Source organism: Flavobacterium frigidum, assembly GCF_048286735.1.
Lineage (GTDB): Bacteria > Bacteroidota > Bacteroidia > Flavobacteriales > Flavobacteriaceae > Flavobacterium.
This window is the reverse complement of the sequence record NZ_JBLVPU010000052.1, coordinates 1-1,212: the sequence shown is the minus strand read 5'-3', so window position 1 is coordinate 1,212 and position 1,212 is coordinate 1. Positions and strand designations below refer to the sequence as shown.

1 protein-coding gene is annotated in these 1,212 nt (G+C 30.4%); it reads left to right on the top strand.

From position 1 onward, the window contains the following. Positions 1-262: 262 nt before the first annotated feature. On the top strand, positions 263-1,212 hold a 950-nt coding region (locus ACNQGO_RS15385), incomplete at its 3' end, for an IS110 family RNA-guided transposase (RefSeq protein WP_417985819.1).

Genomic DNA, 1,212 nt, shown 5'->3' with positions numbered 1-1,212 from the left:
GGGTCGGGCTCATATCTTTGTATCGGATTCAAATATATGAATTAGTTATTTTTGAAATATTAATTGATAACAAAACAAAGTTGCATAATCGTGGTCGGGCTAGATACATTTTAATGATATTGACGCATAGGAAGATCAACTTTGTTTTTATTACATAAGAGTCTCAATAAGTACTTAAGCACTAGATTATTAGTTTAGATGTTGTATAAAAAATGAGCAAAGGCGTATGCAATATTTTGTTATCTCATTAAACAAAGAAATTATGAATTTGAAGTATTCAGTAGGTTTGGACATTGCTAGTAAAAAAATTGACATTTGTATGTCAGTAATTGATAGTAATCAGAGAGTAATTGTAGTGTCAAGCAAGTCATTTTTAAACACTTTAAATGGATTTAAAGACATGGATGAATGGGTTGTAAAAAACCACAAAGAGAAAGAAGTTCCGCTGGTTCTATGTATGGAGGCCACTGGAGTTTATCATGAAAATTGTGCTTTATATTTTTCAGAAAGAAAATATAATACTTCCATTATTTTGCCAAATAAAGCAAAGCATTATTTAATTTCTTTAGGGTTAAAATCAAAAAATGACAGTATCGATGCCAGAGGTTTGTCAAAAATGGGAGCCGAACAATGTTTAGAGTTATGGAAGCCAATGGGTAAATTTTTTTATGAATTGCGACAATATACGCGACAGTATCAAAATTTACAAGAGCAAAAAACAGTATTTAATAATCAGCTTCATGCTTTAGAACATGCGATGTTTAAAAGCAAAAAGATGATAAAACAACAACAGAATACAATTAAATTGTTCGATAAGCAACTTAAAGAACTTGAAAAAATGATGAAAAATTTGATTGATTCCGATCACGTCATAAAAGAAAAGATAGCTAATATTTGTAAAATAAAAGGCATTGGAATGCTAACAGCAGCAACCATTTTAGCAGAAACAAATGGGTTTGAATTATTTAAAAATTATAAGCAATTAGTCTCTTATGCAGGGTTTGATGTTGTTGAACGAGAGTCAGGAACTATTACAGGGAAAACAAAAATATCAAAAAAAGGAAACGGACATATTAGACGAGCATTATTTATGCCAGCCTTCGTAGCTGTTAAACATAACGAAAAACCAGCAGTGGATTTATATAATCGCACCATTGAAAAACATGGCATTAAAATGAAAAGTTATGTTGCAGTTCAAAAAAAACTGCTAGT